Annotated in this window: 20 protein-coding genes; 3 read left to right on the top strand and 17 right to left on the bottom strand. The window is 67.4% G+C overall.

The window, feature by feature from the left end:
* Nucleotides 1-196 precede the first annotated feature (196 nt).
* The 3 genes from AC1Q6E_RS27540 to AC1Q6E_RS27530 form a co-directional block, all read right to left on the bottom strand.
* Entirely contained in the window at nt 197-871 is a 675-nt protein-coding gene (locus AC1Q6E_RS27540; protein ID WP_492573923.1) for a hypothetical protein, read from the bottom strand.
* A complete protein-coding gene (locus AC1Q6E_RS27535) occupies nt 855-1,517 on the bottom strand; it encodes a 3-oxoacid CoA-transferase subunit B (RefSeq protein WP_130359366.1) in 663 nt (220 codons plus the stop codon). Before AC1Q6E_RS27535 ends, AC1Q6E_RS27540 begins: the two co-directional genes overlap by 17 nt.
* Before the next feature lie 181 nt (nt 1,518-1,698).
* On the bottom strand, nt 1,699-2,391 hold the full coding sequence (locus tag AC1Q6E_RS27530; protein WP_152794985.1) for a CoA transferase subunit A: 693 nt from the start codon (nt 2,389-2,391) through the stop codon (nt 1,699-1,701).
* Between the two features lie 159 nt (nt 2,392-2,550).
* Between AC1Q6E_RS27530 and AC1Q6E_RS27525 the strand changes: the two genes are divergently transcribed.
* Nucleotides 2,551-4,179 carry an electron transfer flavoprotein-ubiquinone oxidoreductase gene (locus tag AC1Q6E_RS27525; protein ID WP_152797688.1) on the top strand — a complete coding sequence of 543 codons (1,629 nt, stop codon included), beginning with the start codon at nt 2,551-2,553 and terminating at the stop codon, nt 4,177-4,179.
* A gap of 12 nt (nt 4,180-4,191) precedes the next feature.
* Here AC1Q6E_RS27525 and AC1Q6E_RS27520 read toward each other — a convergent pair whose 3' ends face one another.
* The 4 genes from AC1Q6E_RS27520 to AC1Q6E_RS27505 are packed head-to-tail and all read right to left on the bottom strand — an operon-like array spanning nt 4,192 to nt 7,654.
* Nucleotides 4,192-5,013, bottom strand: a complete 822-nt coding sequence (locus AC1Q6E_RS27520) for a heme ABC transporter ATP-binding protein (RefSeq protein ID WP_296557440.1) — start codon at nt 5,011-5,013, stop codon at nt 4,192-4,194.
* The gene (locus AC1Q6E_RS27515; RefSeq protein ID WP_152797686.1) at nt 5,010-6,116 is read right to left on the bottom strand and encodes a FecCD family ABC transporter permease; all 1,107 of its coding nucleotides are present in this window, start codon (nt 6,114-6,116) and stop codon (nt 5,010-5,012) included. Before AC1Q6E_RS27515 ends, AC1Q6E_RS27520 begins: the two co-directional genes overlap by 4 nt.
* 13 nt (nt 6,117-6,129) lie before the next feature.
* A complete protein-coding gene (locus AC1Q6E_RS27510; RefSeq protein WP_492573922.1) occupies nt 6,130-7,026 on the bottom strand; it encodes a heme/hemin ABC transporter substrate-binding protein in 897 nt (298 codons plus the stop codon).
* Nucleotides 7,027-7,039: 13 nt separating this feature from the next.
* Entirely contained in the window at nt 7,040-7,654 is a 615-nt protein-coding gene (locus AC1Q6E_RS27505) for a biliverdin-producing heme oxygenase (RefSeq protein WP_152794981.1), read from the bottom strand.
* Nucleotides 7,655-7,894: 240 nt separating this feature from the next.
* On the opposite strand from AC1Q6E_RS27505, the gene AC1Q6E_RS27500 reads away from it, so the two are divergent.
* Both AC1Q6E_RS27500 and AC1Q6E_RS27495 read left to right on the top strand, forming a co-directional pair.
* Nucleotides 7,895-10,072 carry a malate synthase G gene (locus AC1Q6E_RS27500; protein ID WP_492573921.1) on the top strand — a complete coding sequence of 726 codons (2,178 nt, stop codon included), beginning with the start codon at nt 7,895-7,897 and terminating at the stop codon, nt 10,070-10,072.
* A 109-nt stretch (nt 10,073-10,181) separates the two neighbouring features.
* Nucleotides 10,182-11,171, top strand: a complete 990-nt coding sequence (locus AC1Q6E_RS27495) for a 2-dehydropantoate 2-reductase (RefSeq protein WP_296557445.1) — start codon at nt 10,182-10,184, stop codon at nt 11,169-11,171.
* Here AC1Q6E_RS27495 and AC1Q6E_RS27490 read toward each other — a convergent pair.
* The 10 genes from AC1Q6E_RS27490 to nuoG all read right to left on the bottom strand — a co-directional run bounded on the left by AC1Q6E_RS27490 (nt 11,161) and on the right by nuoG (nt 22,093).
* Nucleotides 11,161-11,736, bottom strand: a complete 576-nt coding sequence (locus tag AC1Q6E_RS27490) for an NUDIX domain-containing protein (protein ID WP_492573920.1) — start codon at nt 11,734-11,736, stop codon at nt 11,161-11,163. The two genes, AC1Q6E_RS27495 and AC1Q6E_RS27490, sit on opposite strands and share 11 nt — an antisense overlap.
* Entirely contained in the window at nt 11,733-12,053 is a 321-nt protein-coding gene (locus AC1Q6E_RS27485; protein WP_152794973.1) for a DUF2818 family protein, read from the bottom strand. The genes AC1Q6E_RS27490 and AC1Q6E_RS27485 overlap by 4 nt, the downstream gene beginning before the upstream one ends.
* 73 nt (nt 12,054-12,126) lie before the next feature.
* Nucleotides 12,127-13,608, bottom strand: coding sequence for an NADH-quinone oxidoreductase subunit NuoN (nuoN, locus tag AC1Q6E_RS27480; protein WP_492573919.1), 1,482 nt, complete (start codon nt 13,606-13,608; stop codon nt 12,127-12,129).
* A gap of 18 nt (nt 13,609-13,626) precedes the next feature.
* On the bottom strand, nt 13,627-15,114 hold the full coding sequence (locus tag AC1Q6E_RS27475) for an NADH-quinone oxidoreductase subunit M (RefSeq protein ID WP_296557451.1): 1,488 nt from the start codon (nt 15,112-15,114) through the stop codon (nt 13,627-13,629).
* Between the two features lie 11 nt (nt 15,115-15,125).
* A complete protein-coding gene (gene nuoL / locus AC1Q6E_RS27470; RefSeq protein WP_492573918.1) occupies nt 15,126-17,168 on the bottom strand; it encodes an NADH-quinone oxidoreductase subunit L in 2,043 nt (680 codons plus the stop codon).
* 27 nt (nt 17,169-17,195) lie between these two features.
* Nucleotides 17,196-17,504: an NADH-quinone oxidoreductase subunit NuoK gene (nuoK, locus tag AC1Q6E_RS27465; protein WP_152794966.1), complete on the bottom strand. Its 309-nt coding sequence runs from the start codon at nt 17,502-17,504 to the stop codon at nt 17,196-17,198.
* Nucleotides 17,501-18,148 (bottom strand): NADH-quinone oxidoreductase subunit J, encoded by a 648-nt coding sequence (locus AC1Q6E_RS27460; protein WP_152794964.1) that lies wholly within the window; start codon nt 18,146-18,148, stop codon nt 17,501-17,503. Before AC1Q6E_RS27460 ends, nuoK begins: the two co-directional genes overlap by 4 nt.
* Nucleotides 18,149-18,162: 14 nt before the next feature.
* Nucleotides 18,163-18,651, bottom strand: a complete 489-nt coding sequence (nuoI, locus tag AC1Q6E_RS27455; protein WP_152794962.1) for an NADH-quinone oxidoreductase subunit NuoI — start codon at nt 18,649-18,651, stop codon at nt 18,163-18,165.
* Between the two features lie 41 nt (nt 18,652-18,692).
* Nucleotides 18,693-19,766 (bottom strand): NADH-quinone oxidoreductase subunit NuoH, encoded by a 1,074-nt coding sequence (nuoH, locus tag AC1Q6E_RS27450; RefSeq protein WP_152794959.1) that lies wholly within the window; start codon nt 19,764-19,766, stop codon nt 18,693-18,695.
* Nucleotides 19,766-22,093, bottom strand: coding sequence for an NADH-quinone oxidoreductase subunit NuoG (gene nuoG, locus AC1Q6E_RS27445; RefSeq protein ID WP_152794957.1), 2,328 nt, complete (start codon nt 22,091-22,093; stop codon nt 19,766-19,768). Before nuoG ends, nuoH begins: the two co-directional genes overlap by 1 nt.
* Nucleotides 22,094-22,124 lie beyond the last annotated feature (31 nt).

Genomic DNA, 22,124 nt, shown 5'->3' with positions numbered 1-22,124 from the left:
CAAGGGCGCAGCTGTTTGAGGGCGGCCTTAGGAACAGTCCGGGGGACTGTTCCCGCCCGAGTTCTGCGCCCGCCCCGGCCGCCCTGTCCCCACCGGGAAGTCCCGCGCAGCGGGACCGGCTTCGCTGCGCCCCGCCCGCCCCCCGGCCCCGGCACCCCGGACAAGACCGGGTCAAGAACATGAAGGTCGATTCAGCCTAGTACAGCACGAGGGTGTCGAGGGCGGGGCGGTCGCCTTCGAGGGTGCCGGTCTGGGAGGTTTCGGCGAAGAAGACCTGGCCGTCGTAGCGGCCGACGGCGTCGCGGGTGGCGCCGGTTTCGTAGTCCACGCGCGACTCTTCGGCGCGGCCGGTGCGGGCGAACAGGGTGAGCTGGCGCAGCGATTGCAGCCACCAGCGACGGGCGGCGCGGTCATAGGACAGGGTCAGTTCGGCCGAGGTGGAGATATCTTCCGCCTTGGACAGGCTGCGATCCGTGACAATGACGCGCTGCTGGCGTATGGCCAGTTCCAGGTTGCGGTCGGCGGGCAGGTCCACGCCGCAGGTGGCGCACGGCAGGACGAAGCCCCAGCCGGTGGCTTCGAAGCCATGGGGGCCGCGGGCTCCCAGCAGCAGCGCGCGCCGGCCTTCGGCGTTGCGGTAGACCTGCGCCACGCCCTGCCCTTCCAGCCCCAGGTCCCCCTGCACTTCCCGCTCGAGCGTGAATCCGTCGGGGACGAAGGCCGCGGGCCGCGACGCGACGGCCGGAATGGCCAGCGCCGCCGGGATGTAAGGCCCGCCGGCCTCGGCGTGCGCGGAGGCGGCCAGGACCGCCAATACCACGGCCAGGGCGGCCCGCCGGGCCGCCCCGCGCCACTCAGACCGACGCGGCAACGGCGGAGGTATCCAGCTTGGCCGCGGTCTTCTCGACCACTTCCTGCGCCGTCACGCCGGGGGCAAGCTCGACCAGCTTGAGCCCTTGGGGCGTGACGTCCAGCACCGCCAGGTCGGTGATGATGCGGTTCACGACGCCCACGCCGGTCAGCGGCAGCGTGCACGCGGGCAGGATCTTCAGATCGACCGTGCCGTCCTTCTTGCGGGCCACGTGCTCCATCAGGATCACCACCCGGCCGACGCCCGCCACCAGGTCCATGGCGCCGCCCATGCCCTTGATCATTTTCCCCGGAATCATCCAGTTGGCCAGGTCGCCCTGCTCGGACACCTGCATCGCCCCCAGGATGGCCAGGTTGATCTTGCCGCCGCGGATCATGCCGAACGAATCCGACGACGAGAAGATGGACGAGCCCGGCAGCGTGGTCACGGTCTGCTTGCCGGCGTTGATCAGGTCGGGATCGACCTCGTCCTCGGTGGGAAACGGTCCGATGCCCAGCAGCCCGTTCTCGGACTGCAGCCAGACCTCCAGCCCCTCGGGCACATGATTGGCCACCAGCGTCGGCAACCCGATGCCCAGGTTCACGTAGAAACCATCCTGCAACTCACGCGCCGCCCGCGCGGCCATCTCATCTCGAGTCCATGCCATGTCATTTCTCCTTGATATCCATCGACCCAGGACGCCGTGGATCCGGCTCCGCCGGTCCACCAGCGCCGCCCCCCGGGACCCGGCGCCGGGCCGCCCCAAGGTGGGTCCCGGCCCCCTTGGGAGGCTGCCGCGTAGCGGCTGGGGGCTCACCATACTGGGCGCCCGAAGGGCGTAGGGGGGGTTACCTTACGGTCCGCTGTTCTATGCGCTTTTCCGGGGTCGCGTTCAGGACCAGGCGGTGCACGTAGATACCCGGCAGGTGGATGTGATCCGGATCCAGCTCGCCGTTCTCGACGATACGCTCGACCTCCGCCACCGTGATCTTGCCCGCCATCGCGGCGTTGGGATTGAAGTTGCGGGCGGTCTTGTTGAAGATCAGGTTGCCGCTCTTGTCCGCCACCAGGGCCTTGACCAGCGCCACGTCCGGCACCAGCGCGCGCTCCATGACGTATTTCTTGCCGTCGAACTCGCGGATTTCCTTGCCCTCGGCCACCTGGGTGCCCACGCCGGTGGCCGTGAAGAAGGCCGGGATACCCGCGCCGCCGGCGCGCAGCTTCTCGGCCAGCGTGCCTTGGGGCGTGAATTCCACTTCCAGCTCGCCCGCCAGGTACTGGCGCTCGAATTCCTTGTTCTCGCCGACATACGAGGAAATCATCTTGCGGATCTGCCGCGTTTCCAGCAGCAGCCCGAGCCCGGCGCCATCGATGCCCGCATTGTTGCTGATGCAGGTCAGATTCTTGGCACCGGTATCGCGCAGCGCGGCGATCAGGGCTTCGGGTATGCCGCACAGGCCGAAACCGCCTACCGCCAGGGTCTGCCCGTCCCGCACGATGTCCGCTAGCGCCTCCCGGGCGCTGGCATAGACCTTGTTCATCGTCGTCCTCGCTTACGTGGTGGCCAACGGCCGTGATCGCTTGAAATACAATCCAGGATGATACTTCGAACTATCTTGGCTTGGCGGTGACACCGCCGGTTCCGCACCCCCACCCCACCCGGAGGAACCCTGTACATGCAAGGCAACGAACGCGAGTCGATGGAATATGACGTGGTCATCGTCGGAGGCGGGCCCGCTGGCCTGGCCACCGCGATCCGCCTCAAGCAGCTTGCCGCCGAGAAAGGCCGCGAAATCGGAGTCTGCATACTGGAGAAAGGCAGCGAGATCGGCGCCCACGTCCTGTCGGGCGCGGTCATGGACCCGCGCGCGCTGACCGAGCTGATTCCCGACTGGAAGGCCAAGGGCGCGCCGCTGAATACACCAGTCAGCGAAGACCGCTTCCTGTTCCTGTCCGAGACCGGCGCCCGCGCCACGCCCGGCTGGCTGCTGCCCGCCTGTTTCCACAATACCGGCAACTACGTGGTCAGCCTGGGCAAGGTTGCCCGCTGGCTCGGCGAACAGGCCGAAGCCCTGGGCGTGGACTTGTTCCCCGGCTTCGCCGCCGCCGAGATCCTCTACAACGAGGACGGCTCGGTCAAGGGCGTGGCCACCGGCGACATGGGCGTGGGCCGGGACGGCCAACCCACCGACCAGTACCAGCCGGGCATGGAACTGCACGCCCGCTACACGATCTTCGCCGAAGGCTCGCGCGGCCACCTGGGCCGCCAGTTGAACGAGAAACTCAAGCTGGATGCCGGCAAGGATCCGCAAAGCTACGGCATCGGCATCAAGGAACTGTGGGAGATCGATCCCGCCAGGCACCAGCCCGGCCTCGTCGTCCACACCGCCGGCTGGCCGCTGGACGCCGACACCTATGGCGGCTCGTTCCTGTACCACCTCGAGGACAACAAGGTCGCCATCGGCCTGATCGTGGGCCTGGACTACAGCAACCCGTGGCTGTCGCCCTTCGAGGAATTCCAGCGCTTCAAGACCCATCCTTCCATCCGGGGCTTCCTGGAAGGCGGCAAGCGCATCGCCTATGGCGCGCGCTCCATCACGGCCGGCGGCCTGCTGTCCCTGCCCCGCCTGGCCTTCCCGGGCGGCGCGCTGGTCGGCTGCGAGGCCGGCTTCCTGAACGCCTCGCGCATCAAGGGCAGCCACGCGGCCATCAAGAGCGGCATGCTGGCGGCCGAGGCCGCGTTCGACGCCCTCGAGGCGGGCCGCAGCCACGACGAACTGGCCAGCTACCCGGCCGCCTTCGAGGCATCCTGGCTGCGCGAGGAACTGAACAAATCGCGCAACTTCAAGCAGTGGTTCAAGAAGGGCCGCACGGTCGGCACGCTGATGACCGGCATCGAGCAGTGGCTGCTGCGCGGCAACTTCCCCTGGACGCTGCATCGCGACAAGCCCGACCACGTCTATCTGAAGCCGGCCGCGGACTGCCCGCGTATCGAATACCCCAAGCCCGACGGCAAGCTGACCTTCGACCGGCTGGGTTCGGTGTTCATCTCGAACACCAACCACGAGGAAAACGAGCCCATCCACCTGACGCTCAAGGATCCCTCGGTTCCGGTCGACATCAACCTCGCGCGCTATGCCGGCCCCGAAAGCCGCTACTGCCCGGCCGGCGTCTACGAGTTCGTGAAGGACGACGCCGGCACCGAACGCCTGCAGATCAACGCCCAGAACTGCGTCCACTGCAAGACCTGCGACATCAAGGACCCCACGCAGAACATCGTCTGGGTGACGCCGCAGGGGGGCGAAGGGCCGGTCTACAACGAGATGTGACCGGGGGCGGCCTCAGGCCGGGTCGTGCAGCGGCCGGGTCGCCACCAGGAAATCCTCGTCCGACTGCCAGTGCGCCGCGTCAACGGCAAAGCACCGGCGTACGAAGTCGCGCGTCAGCACCGCGCGCGGCTCGCCGTCGGCGATTACCCGCCCTTCCCACAGCGCCACGATGCGGTCGGCGTACTGCGCCGCCAGATTCATGTCGTGCATGGTCACGATCACCGCCGCGCCGGTGCGATGCGCGAACTCGCGGATAGCCGTGCATACCGAATGCTGGTGATGCGGATCCAGGCTGGCGCACGGTTCGTCCAACAGCAATAGCCGGCCGGCGCCCGAGCCGGTTTCACTGGGCCAGATCTGCGCCAGCACCCGCGCCAGATGCACGCGGGCCTGCTCCCCGCCCGACAGCCCAGGCATGGATCGCTGGGCCAGATGCGTGACCCCCGCCGCTTCCAGCGCCGCCCTGACGATGCCTTCGAGCTGCCGGCGCGACTCGGTGCGCGCCAGGCACCCCAGGTGCACCACCTCGTCCACCGTGAACGGCAGGCTCAGTCCGGCGCGCTGGGGCAGCACCGCCCGCTGCCGGGCCAGCTCGCCGGCCGCCCACTTCCTCAGCGGCTGCCCCTTGAACAACACCTCGCCCGAGGCCGGGCCGAGATCGCCCGCCATGGTCGACAGCAGCGTGGACTTCCCCGCGCCGTTGGGGCCGATCAGCATCACGATCTCGCCTGCCTCCACCACGCAGTCGATGCCCTCCAGCACCACGCGCGGGTGCGGCTGGCCGGCCTGGCGCCGCGCGACGGTCAGTGAACGCACTTCCAGCATGCTCGTCATCCTTCGAACATCCTGCCCTTGGCCCGCAGCAGCAGGAACAGGAAGAACGGCGCCCCGATCAGCGCCGTCAGCACGCCTATGGGCAGTTCGGCCGGCGCGATGATCAGACGGGCGGCCAGGTCGGCGGCCACCGTCAGCGCGGCGCCCAGCAAGGCCGCCCCGGGCAGCACGATGCGCGCGTCCGGGCCCGCCATCAGGCGGATACAGTGGGGCGCGACCAGGCCCAGGAAGCCGATGATGCCGCAGAACGCCACCGCCATGCCCACCGCCAGCGCGCTGAACACCACCGCCAGCGCCTTCAGGCTTTCCACCGCCACGCCCAGGTGGCGGGCCTCGGCCTCGCCCAGCGCCATCGCGTTGAGTCCGCCGCGCAGGCGCCACATGCCCGCCAGCGCCACGGCGCCGACCAGGGACACCATGCCCACGATGGGCCACGTGGCGGGCGCCAGGCTGCCCAGGTTCCAGAAAGTCAGGTTGCGCAGTTGTTCGTCGGTCGCCATGTAGCTGGCCAACCCGATGAGCGCCATGGCAATCGCATTCATGGCGATCCCCGCCAGCAGCATGGCGGCAACGGATACCCCGAGCGAAGTACGGCCGATCCGGTAGACCAGCAGGGTGGTCAGCACGCCGCCGGTGAAAGCGGCGGCCGGCAGCAACGCCAGCCCCATCGCCCGGGCCAGCGCCGGCCACCACAGGTTGCCGAACACGATGGTCAGCGCGACCGCGAGCGCCGCGCCGCTCGAAACCCCGATCAGGCCGGGATCAGCCAGCGGATTGCGGAACAGGCCTTGCAGCGTCGCGCCCGCCATGCCCAGCAGCGCCCCCACCGCCACGCCCAGCATCACGCGCGGCAGGCGTATGGTCCACAGCACGCCCATCTGCTGGGGTTCGAATCCGCCCTGGGCCAGGCCCGCCTTGTGCAACAGGATGGCCAGCACGTTCGATGCGGAAATGGGATAGGCGCCGCGGCCGGCGGCCACCACCACCAGCACCGCCAGCAGCGCGGCCAGGACCGCGAACAGCCAGGCGGCCGGCATGCGGCCCGCCCGCACCCGGGCCCAGCCCGACGGCGGCGCGGCGGTATCCACGCTGGAGGCAGTCATCACGGTAGCGCCCTCATGCGCTGAGCGCGGCGTACAGGTCTTCGACCGCCTGCGGCAGGCGCGGACCGAATCCCAGCAGCAGCACGATGTCGAACAGGACGGCGCGGTGGCTCCTGCCGGCGGGCGTCATGGCGAGGCCCGGCGTGGCCAGGAGGCGTGCCCTGGCATCCGGCTCCTGCGTACCGTCAAAGGTGCCGATGATGGCATCGGGCGCCGCGCCGGCCAGCGACTCGGCGGACAACGGCTTGTAGTTGGCGAAATCGCTGCCGAACACATTGACCGCGCCGACCAGGGTAAGCATGGCATCGGCGCCGGTGTCGCGGCCGGCCGCCATGGTGTTGGCGCCATGCCGCATCAGGCAGGCCACGCGCAGCGGCTGGCCGCCCGGCCCGCGCAGCGGCGCGGCCGCGATCCGCGCCTGCAAGGCCTGCCAACGGGACGCCAGCGTGTCGGCCAGCGCCCTGCCTTCGGCCTGGCGGCCCAGCGCGGCCGCCACGGTGCCGATCCGCCCCAGCACGCCTTCGAAGGTGTAGTCGCCATCGACGTGCACGACCTTGACCCCCGCCGACTCGATCTGCCGCAGCACGGCGGGTGGCCCCGCCTCCTGCCCCGCCAGCAGCACCTGCGGCCCCAGGGACAGCACCCCCTCGGCCGACAGCGTGCGCTGGTAGCCGACCTTGGGCAGCGCCAGGGCCTGGGCAGGATAGAGGCTGCTGGTGTCGACCGCCAGCAGTTGGGATTGGCCGCCCAGCGCGTAGACGATCTCCGTCACGCCGGCTCCCACGGACACCACGCGCGGCGCCCGGGCCCGCGGCTGGGCGGCGCGCGCCACCGGAGCCAGGGCCCCCAGCAGGAGGCCGGCCGGCATCGCCGCCAGCAAGGCCCGGCGGCGCTCCGTCATTGTGGACATCGACATCATTCCCTCACGCGAGCGACGGCTCGCCCTTCAGATCATAGCTGCGCGCCAGCAACACCGCGAAGCGCTCGAAGGCGGCGCTGGCCCCGGCCACCACCCGGTCCTGCTCCACGGCGGACAAACCGCTGCCATCCAGCGCCAGGACGAAGCGCTTCCACGCCGCCCCGCGCCCGTCGGCCGGCGCCGCCAGATTGCGCGCGCCAAAATCCTCGCCCAGCCCCAGCCTCTGGCCCGCTTCCTTGAGCAGGAAGGCCGCGCCCAGCTTGGAGCCCTCGGACACGTACAGCCAGCCCAGGCCCTCGGGCAGCTCCATGCCCTGGCCCTGCGGCGTTTCGCCGCCTTCCGGAACGGCCTGGCCCAGGTCCTGCAGATCGGCGTGGGCCGCCGCGAGCCGGGGCCGCTCGGCCAGGTCCGGGATCAGCGCCGCGTAGGCCGGGTCGTCGTACAGCGACTCGATGTCGCGCTGGAACAGATACTGGGCGACGACGAAGCGGCCGTAGTTCTCCCGGTTGTCGAACGGCTTGAGCGACATCACGAGCTTGTCGAGCTTCTCGTGCAGCGGAGCGGTTGCGGTCTTCAGACGAAGGGCCAGCGACGACGGGGAGGCGGTCTGGAGCGACATGGCGTGATACCTCGGATAGGAATAAAAAGAAGAATCGATCTCAATTACACGGAATTATGCCTGCTCGGCCGCCATCTGTCTCGCCCCGGGCATTCCCTCTTCCCACGCAAAGCAATTGTGACTCTGGCGCACGGTATCCCGAAGCCCGATGCCATGCGCCTGCGTTTATCATCGATACATCCCATTGGCGTGGTCCGCGGGGCCCGCCCAACACCATCAGACATAGCCAGGAGAATCTCCATGACGGAACGCACCAACCGCCACGGCCTGCAAGTGGCGAGTGAACTCGACCGCTTCATCGAGCAGGAAGCCCTGCCCGGCACGGGCATCGAGAGTGACCGCTTCTGGCAAGGCTTTTCGCGGATCGTGCACGACCTCGCGCCCAAGAACCACGCGCTGCTGGCCGAACGCGACCGCCTGCAGGCCGAAATCGACGGCTGGCACCGCGCCCACCCCGGCCCGATCCGCGACCAGGATACGTACCGCGCCTTCCTGGAACGCATCGGCTACCTGCTGCCCCAGCCCGAGCACGTGCGCGTCACCACCGACAACGTCGACACCGAGATCGCCGAACAGGCCGGTCCGCAGCTCGTGGTGCCGGTCTCCAACCAGCGCTATGCCCTGAACGCCGCCAACGCGCGCTGGGGCAGCTTGTACGACGCCCTCTACGGCACCGACGCTCTGCCCGAGACCGGCGGCGCCGAACGCGGCGCCGGCTACAACCCGGTGCGCGGCCAGGCCGTCATCGCCCGCGCGCGCGCCTTTCTCGACCAGGCCGCGCCGCTGGCCCAGGGCTCGCATGCCGACGCCACCGGCTACTCGGTGCGCGATGGCAAGCTCGTGGTCGCGCTCGGGCAAGGCGAAACCGCCCTGCGCCGGCCGGAACAGTTCGTCGGCCACCAAGGCCAGGCACAGGCGCCCTCGGCCGTCCTGCTCAAGGGCAACGGCCTGCACTTCGAGATCCAGGTCGACCGCGCCAGCCAGATCGGCGCCACCGACGCCGCCGGCGTCAAGGACGTCGTGCTGGAATCGGCCATCACCACCATCATGGACTGCGAAGACTCCGTGGCGGCGGTCGACACCGACGACAAGGTCAAGATCTACCGCAACTGGCTGGGCCTGAACAAGGGCGACCTGACCGAGGAAGTCAGCAAGAACGGCAAGACCTTCACCCGCCGCCTGAACGCCGACCGCGACTACACCGCCGCCGATGGCTCGTCGCTGACGCTGCACGGACGCTCGCTGATGTTCGTGCGCCACGTCGGCCACCTGATGACCAACCCCGCCGTGCTGGACAAGGACGGCAACGAGATCCCGGAGGGCATCCTGGACGCCGTGGTGGCCACGCTGGCCGCGCTGCCCGACCTGAAGGTCCGCCGCAACTCGCGCAAGGGCTCGTTCTACGTCGTCAAGCCCAAGATGCACGGTCCGGCCGAAGTCGCCTTCGCCAGCGAACTGTTCGACCGCGTCGAAGACCTGCTGGGCCTGCCACGCCATGCGCTCAAGATGGGCATCATGGACGAAGAACGCCGCACCAGCGTCAACCTCAAGGCCTGCATCGCCGCCGCCAGCCCGCGCGTCGCCTTCATCAACACCGGCTTCCTGGACCGCACCGGCGACGAGATCCACACCGCCATGGAAGCCGGTCCCATGCTGCGCAAGGGCGACATGAAGGCCTCGGCCTGGATCGCCTCCTACGAACGCAGCAACGTGCTGATCGGCCTGGATGCCGGCCTGCGCGGCCGCGCCCAGATCGGCAAGGGCATGTGGGCCATGCCCGACCTGATGGCCGCCATGCTGGAACAGAAGATCGCCCACCCCAAGGCCGGCGCCAACACCGCCTGGGTCCCCTCGCCCACCGCCGCCACCCTGCACGCGATGCACTACCACCAGGTGGACGTGCAGGCCGTCCAGCAGGAACTGGAAAAGACCAGGCTGAGCACGGTCAGCCACGAACTCCTGCAAGGCCTCCTGACCGTCCCCGTCGGCGATCCCGCCGCCTGGTCGCCCGCCGACATCCAGCAGGAACTCGAGAACAACGCCCAGGGCATCCTCGGCTACGTGGTGCGCTGGATCGACCAGGGCGTGGGCTGCTCCAAGGTGCCCGACATCCACAACGTCGGCCTGATGGAAGACCGCGCCACCCTGCGCATCTCCAGCCAGCACATCGCCAACTGGCTGCGCCACGGCATCACCAACGAGGCCCAGGTCCGCGACGTGCTCAAGCGCATGGCCAAGGTCGTGGACCAGCAAAACGCCAACGACCCGCTCTACGAACCCATGTCCGGCCACGAGGAAACCTCCCTCGCCTTCCAGGCCGCCTCGGCCCTGATCTTCGAAGGCCGCGGCCAGCCCAACGGCTACACCGAACCGCTGCTGCACGCCTACCGGGCCAGGAAAAAGGCACAGGCCCGCTAACCCGCCGCCCACGCCTGCCCCATCAGCCACCGCCGCAGGTCGTGTCCGGGCCACGGCGGGGGCGGATCCGGAAAACCAACGTCATGCTGGAATAGGCCAAGGAACCCGCATGAAAGTCTGCATCGTGGGCGCCGGCGCCATCGGTGGCTTCATCGGCACCCGCCTGGCCGCCACCGGCGCCTGCGCCGTCAGCGCGCTGGCCCGCGGCGCCACGCTGGCGGCGCTCCAATCCCACGGCTGGCGACTGCGGCAGGAAGGCGCCCTCGTCCAGGCACCGGTCACCGCCAGCGACCGCGCCGAGGCCCTGGGCCGGCAGGACCTGGTCGTCATCGCGGTCAAAGGCCCCGCCCTGGCCGCCGTGGCGGACAGCCTGGCGCCCCTGCTGGGCCCCGACACCGCCGTGCTGCCGGCCATGAACGGCGTGCCCTGGTGGTTCGCGCAGGGCATCCTGCCACCGGAACAGGCCAGCCTGTCGGCCATCGACCCCGATGGCCGGATCGCGCGCGGTATTCCCGCGGCGCGCGTGATCGGATGCGTGGTCCACGCCAGCACCTCGACGCCGGAACCGGGCGTGGTCCGGCATCACATGGGCGGGGGCCTCATCGTCGGCGAACCGGACGGCTCCGCGTCCGCCCGGGTCGAGCGCATCGCCGCGCTGCTCGCCCAGGCGGGCTTCGGCGCCACGGCCTCGCGCGCCATCCGCCAGGACATCTGGTACAAGCTGTGGGGCAACATGACCATGAACCCGGTCTCGGCCATGACCGGCGCGACGGTCGACCGCATCCTGGACGATCCGCTGGTGCGCCGCTTCTGCTCCGACGCCATGGACGAGGCCGCGCGCATCGGCCGCGAACTGGGCTGCGCCATCGACCAGAGCGCCGAGGACCGCCACGCCGTCACCCGCAAGCTCGGGGTTTTCAAGAGTTCCATGCTGCAGGATGCGGAAGCCGGCCGGCCGCTGGAGCTGGACGCCATCGTGGCCGCTGTACGCGAACTGGGGCAGAAAGTGGGCGTACCCACGCCCAACATCGACGCCTTGTTCGGCCTGGCCCGCCTGTACGGCCGGGCGCGCGGCCTCTATCCGGACGTCAGCGCGTAGAAGCGGACACGAAGAACGCGCCGATCACCGTCTTGACGTCGGTGACCTCCCCCTGGCGGATCCAGTCCATCAGGTCCTCCAGCGGAGCGGTGAACACTTCCAGGAATTCGTGCTCGTCCAGCTGCTGCTCGCCGCGCTCCAGGCCTTCGGCCAGGAACAGCACGATACGCTCGTTGGCGTAGGCGATGGCGTTATGGATGGTGGTGAGCTCGGTCCACTTGCCCGCCCGGTAGCCCGTTTCCTCCAGCAGCTCGCGCTGCGCGGTGGCCAGCGGGGCCTCGCCGGGATCGATCTTGCCGGCGGGAAATTCGATGAAGGCCCGGTGCATGGGATAACGATACTGCCGCACCAGCACCACTTGTCCGTCCGGCAGCATGGGCACGATCATGGATGCGCCCGGGTGCATGATGTATTCGCGCGTGGCCGTGGCCCCGCCCGGCAGCCGGACGGTATCCCGGCGCACGTCGAGCAGCTTGCCGCGGAACACCGCCTCGCTGGTGATCGGCTCCTCGCGCAGGCGGTCGGAACTGCGTGCCAGTTCCTCCAGGGCTCGATCATCGCTCATCGGGCAGTCCGTTTGAAAAGATAGCGGTAAACGAAGCCCGGGTAGGCCAGCACGAGGTACAGCGTCAGGGTGATGGCGTAGAACTGCCATCCCTGGGGAAAGACGTTCCCCAGGCTGGCCTCGAAGCCCAGGCCGATGGCGCCGACCACCAGATACAGCACCAGCACCTCGACCAGCCGCAGCCAGAAAGGCTTGCTGGCGGGCGCGCCGTCCCGGCGGAAGGCCATGGCGCCGAACACGCGCTCCGACAGGAACGGCAGGTTGGCGGTCACCAGGGCCAGCAGGATCAGGACGTAGATGGCGAGGGTCTGTTTCAAGGCGGGGTTCCTGGCGCGACAAACCCGGTCAGGGACGGCGGCGGCACAAGCATGCCGCCGCCGGAGAATACGCTCAGAGCGCGAGCGAACTGGAGATGGCCTGGGCGCACAGGGCGACCAGCGGCGCGGGGAACACGCCCAGGATCAGCAGCAGCGCGCCGTTGACCGACAGCACGGCCCGGAAGCCGGCCGAGCCCTGCAGGGGGGCCTGATCGACCGGATCGTCGAAGTACACCACTTTCACCACCCGCAGGTAGTAAAAGGCGCCGATCAGCGAGAACAGCACGGCCACCACGGCCAGCACGACGTGGTTGGTCTGGATCAGCGACTGCAGCACCGCCAGCTTGGCGTAGAAACCGACCGTGGGCGGAATGCCCGCGAGCGAGAACATCTGCACCAGCATCACCCCGGCGAACCACGGGTTGCGGCGGTTCAGGCCCTTCAGGTCGTCCACGTTCTCGCACTCGAAGCCCGAGCGCGACAGCAACATCAGCACGCCGAACGAACTGAGCGTGGTCAGCACATAGACGATCACGTAGAACATGGCCGAGGTGTAGGCGTTCTGCGCATTGAAGGCGCTGCCCTCGAGCACGCCGGACATCAGGCCCAGCAGCACGAAGCCCATGTGCGAGATGGTCGAATAGGCCAGCATGCGCTTGATGTTGGCCTGCATGATGGCCGCGAGGTTGCCGATGGCCAGCGACAGCACCGCCATGATGGCCAGCATGGGCTGCCAGTCGGCCGCCAGGCCGAACAGGCCATCGACCAGCAGGCGCAGCACGATGGCGAAGGCGGCCAGCTTGGGCGCGCCGCCCAGCAGCAACGTCACGGCCGTGGGCGCGCCCTGGTAGACGTCGGGCACCCACATGTGGAACGGCACGACGCCGAGCTTGAAGGCCAGGCCGGCGACCAGGAATACCAGTCCGAAGACCAGGATCATGTGGTTGTCGGTGGCGCCGGAGGTGGCGCGCGCGATGCCGGCCAGGTTCAGCGTGCCGGTGGCGCCGTAGATCATGGACATGCCGTACAGCAGCAGGCCCGAGGCCAGCGCGCCCAGCACGAAGTACTTCATCGCCGCCTCGGTGGACACGGTGTGCTCGCGGCGCAGCGCCACCAGCGCGTAGAACGCCAGCGACATCAGCTCCAGGCCGAGATAGATCGTCAGCATGTTGCCGGCCGAGATCATGACCATCTGGCCCAGCAGCGCCAGCAGCGACAGCACGTACAGCTCGCCGCCCCGCAGCATGCCCCGGTCCTGGGCGTAGCCCTTGCCGTAGATCAGCGTCACGCCCACCGCGATGTACGAGAACACCTTGAGCACATGGGCGAGGCTATCGGCCACGTACATGCCGTCGAAGGCCGAGCCCTGCACGCCCGAGGCCAGATCGGACAGGCTCATCCAGGTCAGCACCACCAGCGTGAGCAGGGACAGGATGTGCGTCAGCGCACGGCCTTCGTCCTTGACGAACAGGTCGATCAGCAGGATGGCCGACGTCAGCACCAGCAGCGTGATCTCCGGCGCGACGAGAGACAGGTTCAGATTGGCGAATTCCATTGCGTAACGTCCGGCGTCCTACAGTTTCGAAATGGCGACGTGCTTGAGCAGCGCGTCGACCGAGACGTGCATCACGTCGGTGAAGGGCGCGGGATGGACGCCCATGTACAGCACGGCGATGGCCATCACGCCCAGGATGAAGAACTCGCGGGCGTTGACATCGTTCAGCTCGCGCACGTGCTGGTGGGTGATGTCTCCGAACACGACGCGCTTGACCATCCACAGCGAGTACGCGGCGCCCAGGATCAGCGCGATGGCGGCCAGCAGGCCGATCCAGAAGTTGTACTCGACCGAGCCCATGATGACGAAGAACTCGCCCACGAAGCCGCTGGTGGCCGGCAGGCCGCTGTTGGCCATCGAGAACAGCACGAAGAACGTCGCGAACCTGGGCATGGTGTTGACCACGCCGCCGTAGTCGGCGATGCGGCGCGAATGCACACGGTCGTACAGCACGCCTATGCACAGGAACATCGCCCCCGACACGAAGCCGTGCGAAACCATCTGCACGATGGCACCCTCGACGCCGGCGGTGTTGAAGATGAAGAAGCCCAGGGTCACGAAGCCCATGTGCGCCACGGACGAATACGCGACCAGCTTCTTCATGTCGTCCTGCACCAGCGCCACCAGGCCGATGTAGATGACGGCGATCAGCGACAGCGCGATCATCATGCCCGACAGGCTATGCGCGGCATCGGGCACGATGGGCAGCGACAGCCGCAGGAAGCCGTAGGCGCCAAGCTTCAGCATGATGGCGGCCAGCACCACCGAACCGCCGGTGGGCGCCTCGACGTGGGCATCGGGCAGCCAGGTGTGGACCGGCCACATCGGCACCTTGACGGCGAAAGCCATCAGGAACGCCAGGAAGATCAGGATCTGCTCGGTCTGGCCCAGCGGCAGCTTGTGCCAGGCCAGGATGTCGAACGTGCCGCCGGCCGAATGCCACAGGTAGATGAAGGCGACCAGCGTCAGCAGCGAGCCCAGCAGCGTGTACAGGAAGAACTTGAACGCCGCGTAGACCCGGTTGGGGCCGCCCCAGACGCCGATGATGATGTACATCGGGATCAGCGTGGCTTCGAAGAACACGTAGAACAGCAGGCCGTCCAGCGCCGCGAACACGCCGATCATCAGGCCCGACAGGATCAGGAAGGCGCCCATGTACTGGGCGACGCGGCTGGTGATGACCTCCCACCCGGCCAGCACCACGATGATGGTGATGAAGGCCGTCAGCAGGACGAACCACAGCGAGATGCCGTCCACGCCCAGGTAATAGGACACGCCGTACTCGGCGATCCAGGAGGCTTTCTCGACGAACTGCATTTGCGCCGTCGAGGCGTCGAACCCGGTGTACAGCGGCAGGGTCACCAGGAAGCCGGTGATCGCGCCGATCAGCGCCAGCACGCGGGCGACGGTGGGATTGCTGTCTCGCCCCACCGCCAGCACCATGATGCCGAAGACGATCGGGGTGAAGATCGCAAGCGAGAGCCACGGAAAAGAAGTTTGAGCCATATCGCTTGCCATCAATTGTTCAGCAGGACGAAGAAGGTCACCATGGCCATGATGCCGATGATCATGGCGAAGGCGTAGTGATAGATGTAGCCCGACTGCAGGTGGCGGACCACGCCGGCGAACCAGCCCACCAGACGGGCGCTGCCGTTGACCAGGAGGCCGTCGATCAGGGACTTGTCGCCCACCTTCCAGAAGCCGCCGCCCAGCGCCCGGGCACCGCGCGCGAACACGGCTTCGTTGATCTTGTCCATGTAGTACTTGTTGTCGAGCAGGTTGTACAGCCAGCCTGCGCGAGCCTTGATGGCGGCGGGAATGGCCGGTTTGACCATGTAGAAGAACCACGCCAGGACCACGCCGGCCAGCATCAGCCAGAACGGCACGGTGCTGAAGGCGTGCAGCCCGTAGGCCACCCAGCCGTGGAAGTCCTCGGCCAGGTGCTCCATGACCGGACGATCGGGCGAATTGGCGATCACGCCCTTGAAGAAGTCGCCGAACAGCATGGGGCCGACCGCGATCGCGCCGATCACCACCGACGGGATGGCCAGCAGCACCAGCGGCACCGTCACCACGGCGGGCGACTCGTGCGGCACGCCGCCATGGTGGTGGTCGTCGTGGCCGTGGTCGTCATGGCCATGGCTGTCGTGCGCGTGGTCGTCGTGTCCATGCCCGTGCGCGCCCGAGGTGTCGAAGCGCTCCTTGCCGTGGAAGACCAGGAAGTACAGGCGGAACGAGTAGAACGCCGTCACGAACACGCCGGCCAGCACCGCGAAGTAGGCGAAGCCCGACCCCCAGACGTGGGACAGCTTGGCGGCCTCGATGATGTTTTCCTTCGAGTAGAACCCGGCGAAGAACGGCGTGCCGATCAGCGCCAGCGAACCCAGCAGGAAGGTGATCCAGGTGATGGGCATGTACTTGCGCAGGCCGCCCATGTTGCGGATGTCCTGGTCGTGGTGCATGCCGATGATGACCGAACCCGCCGCCAGGAACAGCAGCGCCTTGAAGAAGGCATGCGTCATCAGGTGGAAGATCGCCACCGAGTAGGCCGAAGCACCCAGCGCCACGGTCATGTAGCCCAGCTGCGACAGCGTCGAATAGGCCACCACGCGCTTGATGTCGTTCTGGATGATGCCCAGGAAACCCATGAACAGCGCGGTGATCGCGCCGATGACGATGATGAACGACAGCGCGGTGGGAGACAGCTCGAACAGCGGCGAGAAGCGTGCCACCATGAAGATGCCCGCCGTCACCATGGTGGCGGCGTGGATCAGCGCGGAGATCGGGGTCGGGCCTTCCATCGAGTCGGGCAGCCAGACGTGCAGCGGAAACTGCGCCGACTTGCCCATGGCGCCCACGAACAGCGCGATGCAGGCCACGCTCAGCAGCATCCAGTCGGTACCCGGGAAGGTCATGCCCGCCAGCTTGTCCGACTGCGAGAACACCTCGGTGTAGTTCAGCGAGCCGGCGTAGGCGAACAGAAGGCCGATGCCCAGCACGAAGCCGAAGTCCCCTACCCGGTTGACCAGGAAGGCCTTCATGTTGGCGAAGATCGCGGTGGGACGGGTATACCAGAAACCGATCAGCAGGTAGGACACCAGGCCCACGGCTTCCCACCCGAAGAAGAGCTGGAGCATGTTGTTGGCCATGACCAGCATCAGCATCGAGAAGGTGAACAGCGAGATGTAGGCGAAGAACCGCTGGTAGCCGGGATCGTCCTTCATGTAGCCGATGGTGTAGATGTGCACCATCAGCGACACCGAGGTGACCACCACCATCATCATGGCCGACAGCGTGTCGATCATGAAGCCGATTTCCAGCTTGATGCCGCCGATCGCGCTCCAGGTGTAGAGCGTGCCATTGAAGGTGTTGCCCGCCAGGACGTCCTGCAGCACGAACGCCGAGCCGATGGCCGAGACCAGCACGCCCAGGATCGTGACCCAGTGCGCGCCGGCGCGGCCGACCCAGCGTCCGAGGAAGCCGGTGCCGAACAAGCCGGCGATGGCGGACCCGACCAGCGGGGCGAAAGCGATGAGGAGATAGAGCTTAGGTACCGACATGTCTTGATTTTCTCGTAGCCCGGACCGTCAGCCCTTCAGCCGGTCAAGTTCATCAACATTGATCGTGTTCAGGTTGCGGAACAATACAACCAGGATCGCCAGGCCGATGGCAGCTTCGGCGGCCGCCACGGTCATGATGAAGAACACGAACACCTGACCGCTCAAATCGCCCATCCAGGTGGAAAAAGCGATGAAATTCATGTTCACCGCCAGCAACATCAGTTCGATCGCCATCAGCAGCACGATGATGTTCTTGCGGTTGAGGAAGATGCCGACGATGCTGATCGCGAACAGGATCGCGCCCAGCACGAGGAAGTGGCCTAGGGTCAGGGTCATGATTGGCTTCCCTTGGGTTCAGTGGCGGCAGGCGCCTGGGCGCTCCCGCCTTCCTGGGAATTTTCGGTTTGCGACGGAATCGATACCAGGCGGACGCGGTCCTGGCGGCGCACCCGGATCTGCTCGGACGACCGGGTCACCTTGACGTCGGAACGGCGGCGCAGCGTGAGCGCGATGGCGGCCACCATGCCCACCAGCAGGATCACGGCGGCGATCTCGACCGCGTAGATGTACTCGGTGTACATCGCCACGCCGATGGCGCGCGTGTTGTTGAAATCGGCCGGCGCCTGCGGCACGCTGGTGTCCCAGTAGGCATTGGCCAGCACGAAAGCCATTTCCCCCACCATGATGACGCCCACCAGGATGCCCAGCGGCAGGTAGCTCTTGAAGCCCTGGCGCAGCTTGGCGCTGTCGATGTCCAGCATCATCACGACGAACAGGAACAGCACCATCACCGCGCCCACATACACGAGCACCAGCAGGATGGCGAGGAACTCCGCCTTCAGCAGCATCCAGATCATGGACGCGGTGAAGAACGACAGCACCAGGTGCATGACGGCGGTAACGGGGCTGCGCGCGACGATGACCCGGCAGGCGGCCACGACGAGGATCGCGGCGAATATATAGAACAGTATGGCGGTCATGGTGTGGATTTCGGTTACCGGTATTTCGCGTCCTGCGCACGGTTCTGCGCAATCTCGGCTTCATAGCGGTCGCCGACCGCCAGCAGCATGTCCTTGGTGAAATACAGGTCGCCCCGCTGTTCGCCGTGGTATTCGTGGATATGCGTCTCGACGATGGAGTCCACCGGGCAGCTTTCCTCGCAGAAACCGCAGAAGATGCACTTGGTCAGGTCGATGTCGTAGCGGTTGGTGCGGCGCGTGCCGTCCTCGCGCACCTCGGATTCGATCGTGATCGCCACCGCCGGACAGACCGCCTCGCACAGCTTGCAGGCGATGCAGCGCTCTTCCCCGTTGGGATAGCGGCGCAAGGCATGCAGGCCCCGGAAACGCGGGGACATCGGGGTCTTTTCCTCGGGATACTGCACCGTGATCTTGCGGGCGAACATGTACCGCCCCGTCAGGCGCAATCCCTTGAGGAGTTCGGTCAGCATCAGGCTGCCGAAGAATTCCTTGATCGCTTGCATGATTCAGTCCTGCCTATTCTTGGGCTCGCACAGGGCGGGCATTACTTCCAGATGTTCCAGGGCGTCTGCATCCAGACCGCCACCACCAGCAACCAGGCCAGCGTCAACGGGATGAAGACCTTCCAGCCCAGGCGCATGATCTGGTCGTAGCGGTAGCGCGGGAAAGACGCACGGAACCAGATGAACATCGAAACCACGCAGAACGTCTTGAGCGCCAGCCAGATCCAGCCCGGCACCCAGGTGAGCGGCGCCACGTCGACCGGAGGCAGCCAACCGCCCAGGAACATGACCGAGGCCAGCGCGGACAGCAGGATCATGTTGGCGTATTCGCCCAGGAAGAACAGGGCGAAGGTCATGCCCGAATACTCCACCATGTGGCCGGCCACGATCTCCGACTCGCCCTCGACCACGTCGAACGGGTGGCGGTTGGTCTCGGCCACCGCCGAGATGACGTAGATCACGAACAGCGGCAAGAGCGGCAGCCAGTTCCACGACAGGAACGTCAGGCCCATGCCGGCGAAACGTCCGTCGGCCTGCTTCAGGACGATCTCGCTCATGTTCAGGCTGCCGGACACCAGCAGCACCGTCACCAGCACGAAGCCGATGGCCAGCTCGTAGGACAGCATCTGCGCCGAGGCGCGCAGCGCGCCCAGGAAGGCGTATTTCGAGTTCGACGCCCAGCCGGCGATGATCACGCCGTAGACACCCAGCGAGGTGATGGCCATGACATAGAGCAGGCCGGCGTTGACGTTGGCCAGCACGACTTCCGGGCCGAACGGCATCACCGCCCAGGCGGCCAGCGCCGGCATCAGCACCACGACGGGCGCCACGATGTAGAGCACCTTGTTGGCGTTGCTGGGAACGATCACTTCCTTGGTCAGCAGCTTCAGCACGTCGGCGAACGGCTGCAGCAGCCCCTTGGGACCCACGCGGTTGGGGCCGAGGCGGACGTGCATCCAGCCGATCATCTTGCGCTCCCAGTACGTGAGATAGGCCACGCACAGGATGATGGGCAACGCGATGCAGACGATCTTGACGATGTTCCACACCACCGACCAGGCTGCCGGGCCGATCAGCTCCGTCCCATGAGCCTGAATGACGTCGATCCACTGCATCACGCACGCTCCACGCTAAGTTGTTCGAATGCGCCGCCGAGCGCGAAGGTCGAGGCATGGGCGGCGGCGATGCGCACGGCGCCGGCCGGCACGGTGTCATCCACGGAAAGAAAAAGTTCGACCGAGCCGGTCGCCGACTTCACGCGCACGCGGTCGCCGTCGGCCAGGCCCAGGTTCGCCGCGGTGGCGGCGCTGGCCCGGGCCTCGGGCTCATCGGCGGCCGGCGTGGATTGCAGCGATCCGGCGCGGCGCGCGATGGCGTCGCTGAAGAACAGCGGCACGTCGGCCACGCGCTGCAGGCCCTGGACCGCCTCGCCCACGCCCGGCCTGGCGCCGATGGCGTTCGACAGGCGCGGCGCGATCTCGCCGGCCAGCACCGCGTCGCGCACGGATTCGGAGGTCTCGTCGTCGAAGCCGGGCAGCTCCAGCGCATTGCCCAGCACGCGCAGCACCTTCCAGCCCGGGCGCGTCTGGCCCAGCGGACGGACCGTGCCCTTGAAGCTCTGCGCCCTGCCCTCGGCATTGACGAAAGTACCCGAGGTTTCGGTGAACGGCGCGATGGGCAGCATCACGTGGGCCCAGTCCTCGGCGGCGGAGCGGTACGAGGTCAGGGCGACGTTGAACTGCGCGGCGCGCAGCGCGCGCAGGGCGGCCACGCCGTTGGCCGCGTCCAGCGCCGGCTCGGCATGCACCACGATATGGGCCTTGAGCGGCTCGGCGAACATCTGCACCGCGGACTTGCCGCCGCGCAGCGGCACGGCCTCGGCCAGATAGCCGCCCACCGTGTTGCCGCCCTCGGTCGTGAAGCCCAGGCGGGCGCCCGCGGCCTGCGCGATCAGTTGCGCGTTGGCCGCCAGCGTCGAGGCCTGCGGGTGCTGCGCCGCCAGGTTGCCCAGCAGCACGGCGGTGTTCTCGCCAGAGGCCAGCAGCGCGGCGATGCGGCGGGCCGCCTCGCCCGGCTGCACGCCGGCCAGTTCGGGCGCGACGGCCGCTTCCTTGGCCTGGGCCAGCGCCACAGCGATCTCGGCCAGCACCGCCGGCAATGCCGCGGGGGCCACCGTGACGCGTTCGGCCACGGGCATCAACGGATCGTCGGCCGCCACGTCGACCAGGATGACCTGCGTGCCGGCCTTGGCGGCCTGGCGCAGGCGCTGGGCCAGCAGCGGATGGTCCTTGCGCAGGAACGAGCCGACCACCAGCACGCGGTCCAGCGTGCCGATCTCGGCCAGGGCCATGCCCAGCCACGGGGCGCCGCCGCGCGCGGCGTCGAAGCCCGCGTCGGTCTGGCGCAGGCGGAAATCGATGTTGTCGGAACCCAGGGCGCGCACCAGGCGGGCCAGCAGCGCGAATTCCTCAGTGGTGGCGTACTGGGCCGCCAGCGCGCCGATCTGGCCGGCGCCATAGCTGTTCTTGACCCCTTGCAGCCCGGCCGCGACGGCGTCCAGCGCCTCGGCCCACTCCACTTCCTTCCATAGTCCGTCGGTGCCGCGCACCATCGGGACGGCCAGGCGGTCTTCGCTGTTCAGGCCTTCATAGGCGAAACGATCGCGATCGCTGATCCAGCACTCGTTGACCTCTTCGTTCTCGAACGGCACCACGCGCATGACGCGATCGTTCTTGACCTGGACGACGAGGTTGGCGCCGATGCTGTCATGCGGGCTGACCGACTTGCGGCGGGCCAGTTCCCAGGTGCGGGCGCTGTAGCGGAACGGCTTGGACGTGAGCGCGCCCACCGGGCAGATATCGATCATGTTGCCCGACAGCTCGGACTCGACGGCGCGGCCCACGAAGGTGGTGATCTCGGAATGCTCGCCGCGGTTGATCATGCCCAGTTCCATCACGCCGGCGATTTCCTGGCCGAAGCGCACGCAACGGGTGCACTGGATGCAGCGGGCCATTTCCTCGGCCGACACCAGCGGGCCCAGGTTCTTGTGGAACACCACGCGCTTTTCCTCGCTGTAGCGCGAGGACGAGCCGCCGTAGCCCACGGCCAGATCCTGGAGCTGGCACTCGCCGCCCTGGTCGCAGATGGGGCAATCCAGCGGGTGGTTGATCAGCAGGAACTCCATCACGCCCTTCTGGGCGTTGATGGCCTTTTCGGAAGCCGTATGGACCACCATGCCGTTGCTGACCGGCGTGGCACAGGCAGGCAGCGGCTTGGGAGCCTTCTCGACGTCGACCAGACACATGCGGCAATTGGCCGCGATCGACAGCTTCTTGTGATAGCAGAAATGCGGCACGTAGAGGCCGACCTTCTGGGCGGCATGCATGATCATGCTGCCCTCGGCCACCTCCACTGTCTTGCCGTCGATCGTGATTTCAACCATCTTATTTCCGTTTGCCCCGTCATCGGGCGGG

The organism is Pigmentiphaga sp. MLSB6-MA01, from assembly GCF_058793475.1.
Note: the sequence above shows the minus strand (reverse complement) of the source record. Positions and strands in the feature narration are given on the sequence as shown.

Bases quoted from the DNA above. Each gene is read 5' to 3' on its own strand.
- AC1Q6E_RS27535 (WP_130359366.1), bottom strand. From the start codon at position 1,517: ATGGCATGGACTCGAGATGAGATGGCCGCGCGGGCGGCGCGTGAGTTG.
- AC1Q6E_RS27530 (WP_152794985.1), bottom strand. From the start codon at position 2,391: ATGAACAAGGTCTATGCCAGCGCCCGGGAGGCGCTAGCGGACATCGTG.
- AC1Q6E_RS27525 (WP_152797688.1), top strand. From the start codon at position 2,551: ATGGAATATGACGTGGTCATCGTCGGAGGCGGGCCCGCTGGCCTGGCC.
- AC1Q6E_RS27520 (WP_296557440.1), bottom strand. From the start codon at position 5,013: ATGACGAGCATGCTGGAAGTGCGTTCACTGACCGTCGCGCGGCGCCAG.
- AC1Q6E_RS27515 (WP_152797686.1), bottom strand. From the start codon at position 6,116: ATGACTGCCTCCAGCGTGGATACCGCCGCGCCGCCGTCGGGCTGGGCC.
- AC1Q6E_RS27510 (WP_492573922.1), bottom strand. From the start codon at position 7,026: ATGTCCACAATGACGGAGCGCCGCCGGGCCTTGCTGGCGGCGATGCCG.
- AC1Q6E_RS27505 (WP_152794981.1), bottom strand. From the start codon at position 7,654: ATGTCGCTCCAGACCGCCTCCCCGTCGTCGCTGGCCCTTCGTCTGAAG.
- AC1Q6E_RS27500 (WP_492573921.1), top strand. From the start codon at position 7,895: ATGACGGAACGCACCAACCGCCACGGCCTGCAAGTGGCGAGTGAACTC.
- AC1Q6E_RS27495 (WP_296557445.1), top strand. From the start codon at position 10,182: ATGAAAGTCTGCATCGTGGGCGCCGGCGCCATCGGTGGCTTCATCGGC.
- AC1Q6E_RS27490 (WP_492573920.1), bottom strand. From the start codon at position 11,736: ATGAGCGATGATCGAGCCCTGGAGGAACTGGCACGCAGTTCCGACCGC.
- nuoN (WP_492573919.1), bottom strand. From the start codon at position 13,608: ATGGAATTCGCCAATCTGAACCTGTCTCTCGTCGCGCCGGAGATCACG.
- AC1Q6E_RS27475 (WP_296557451.1), bottom strand. From the start codon at position 15,114: ATGGCTCAAACTTCTTTTCCGTGGCTCTCGCTTGCGATCTTCACCCCG.
- nuoL (WP_492573918.1), bottom strand. From the start codon at position 17,168: ATGTCGGTACCTAAGCTCTATCTCCTCATCGCTTTCGCCCCGCTGGTC.
- nuoK (WP_152794966.1), bottom strand. From the start codon at position 17,504: ATGACCCTGACCCTAGGCCACTTCCTCGTGCTGGGCGCGATCCTGTTC.
- AC1Q6E_RS27460 (WP_152794964.1), bottom strand. From the start codon at position 18,148: ATGACCGCCATACTGTTCTATATATTCGCCGCGATCCTCGTCGTGGCC.
- nuoI (WP_152794962.1), bottom strand. From the start codon at position 18,651: ATGCAAGCGATCAAGGAATTCTTCGGCAGCCTGATGCTGACCGAACTC.
- nuoH (WP_152794959.1), bottom strand. From the start codon at position 19,766: ATGCAGTGGATCGACGTCATTCAGGCTCATGGGACGGAGCTGATCGGC.
- nuoG (WP_152794957.1), bottom strand. From the start codon at position 22,093: ATGGTTGAAATCACGATCGACGGCAAGACAGTGGAGGTGGCCGAGGGC.